At 72.4% G+C, this 2,034-nt stretch carries 2 protein-coding genes and 1 tRNA gene; 2 read left to right on the top strand and 1 reads right to left on the bottom strand.

The window, feature by feature from the left end; translation table 11 throughout:
• Nucleotides 1-5: 5 nt before the first annotated feature.
• Nucleotides 6-82, bottom strand: a tRNA-Met gene (locus VOI19_RS18600).
• A 93-nt stretch (nucleotides 83-175) separates the two neighbouring features.
• On the opposite strand from VOI19_RS18600, the gene VOI19_RS18605 reads away from it, so the two are divergent.
• Nucleotides 176-1,009, top strand: coding sequence for a hypothetical protein (locus VOI19_RS18605; RefSeq protein ID WP_323794430.1), 834 nt, complete (start codon nucleotides 176-178; stop codon nucleotides 1,007-1,009).
• Nucleotides 1,010-1,068: 59 nt separating this feature from the next.
• Nucleotides 1,069-2,034: patatin-like phospholipase family protein (locus tag VOI19_RS18610; protein ID WP_323794431.1), on the top strand; the 966-nt coding region annotated here is incomplete at its 3' end.

Consider the following 2,034-nt stretch of genomic DNA (forward strand, 5'->3'; position numbering starts at 1 on the left):
ACTTTTGGTAGCGGGGACAGGATTTGAACCTGCGACCTCTGGATTATGAGCCCAGCGAGCTACCGAACTGCTCCACCCCGCGTCGTTGACTCAACAGTCACACATCGCTCGGCACAACACAAACCGGGGTGCCCTCCGACGGAGCGGTGTCACGGGCCTGACCTACGCTCGACACGTGAATCCCGATGTGGTGATGGTCGGTTGTGGGGACCTCGGGTCCCGGATCGGACGACGGCTCGCCGAGCGCGGGCACCGGGTCCTCGCCCTGCGGCGGCGCGCCGACCTCGTGCCCGCACCCCTGCAGGGGCTCTCGGTCGACCTCGCGCGGGAGGTGCCCGGTCTCCCCCCGCTCGACCTGCGCTTCGTGGTCGTCGCACTCACGGCCCGACCCCGCGACGAGGCTGCCTACCGGTCGACCTACGTGGAGGGCATGGGGCGGGCGCTCGACGCGATCGACGCCCTCGGTCAGCGACCTGAGCGCGCCGTCCTGATCTCCTCCACGGGGGTGCACGGCCACACCGCCGACGGCATCGTCGTCGACGAGGAGCTGCCTCCCTCCCCCGCTGACGGCCCGGCGCAGATGCTGCTCGAGGCCGAGCGGCTCTTCGCCGAGCGTGTCGTCGGCGGCACCGTCCTGCGCTGCTCGGGCCTGTACGGCGGCGATGGCGCCCGGCTCGTCGAGCGCGTGCGGGACGGCGCGATCGACGACCCCCACCGGTGGACCAACCGGATCCACCGCGACGACGCCGCGGCGGCCGCCGTCCACCTGCTCACTCGGGCCGAGGCTCCCGGCCCGGTCGACCTGGGCAACGACGACGAACCCGCCCTGCTCGGCGACGTGGCGTCGTACCTCGCGGGTCGCCTCGGTGTGCCCGGGCCCGATCCGGCCGACCCGGCCCGGGCGCACGGCAAGCGGATCTCCAACGCACGGCTTCGCTCCACCGGGTGGGTGCCGACCTACCCGACCTTCCGGGAGGGCTACGCCGACGTGGGCTCCGGCGGCGACTGACCGACCCGCGCACTACCGTCTGGGGAGCGCAGCTCCTTCCCGATCCAGATCACGGGCCCGTGGCCGACCTCGTCCTCGAGGGCGGCGGCGTGCTGGGCATCGGACACGTCGGCTCGCTCCAGGTGCTCGACGACGCGGGCTACCGGTTCGCGCGCGTCGCCGGCAGCTCGGTCGGAGCACTCGTCGGCGCGCTGGTCGCGGGTGGGATGCCGGTCGACCGCATCACCGAGGTGCTCTCCGAGCTCGACTTCACCGCGCTCACCGATCGGTCCCTGCTCGACCGCGTGCCGGTGGTGGGGCCGCTCGCCTCGATCGTGCTGGACAACGGCGTCTACGAAGGCGACGCGCTGCACCGGCTGGTGGCCGACCTGCTCCGCGAGGAGTGCGGCGTCGAGACCTTCGCCGACCTGCGCATCGCGGGCACCGAGCACCTGCCGATCGAGGAGCGGTACCGGCTCGTGGTCACCGTCACCGACACCACGCGGGGCGAGCTGGTGCGCCTGCCGTGGGACTACGAGCGGCTCTACGGGCTCGACCCAGACCGGGTGCCGGTGGCCGACGCCGTACGCGCCTCGACCTCCATCCCGTTCTTCTTCGAGCCCGTGCAGCTGCAGGCCGCGAGCGGCGTCGTGTCGACGCTGGTCGACGGCGGTGTCCTGTCCAACTTCCCGATCGACCTCCTGGACCGTCAGGACGGCAGGCCGCCGCGGTGGCCGACCTTCGGCATCAAGCTCCTGCCCGACCTCCCGGCGCGGAGCGATCGGCTGATCCCCGGCCTCGGCTTCCTCCACCACGGCCCCGTGGGACTGGCCGCCGACCTCGTGACGACGGTGCTGGTCGGACGCGACCAGGCGCGACTCTCCCTGCCGTGGGTCTCGGCACGCACCATCCGCGTCAACACCGGGTCGATCAGCCCGGTGGACTTCGCGATCACCCCCGATGAGGTCGCCGGCCTGCTCGTCGCGGGGCAGGTCGCCACGGCTGAGTTCCTCGACACCTGGGCCTTCGACGCCTACGTGCGCAGA

Source organism: Nocardioides sp. (assembly GCF_034670285.1).
GTDB lineage: Bacteria > Actinomycetota > Actinomycetes > Propionibacteriales > Nocardioidaceae > Nocardioides.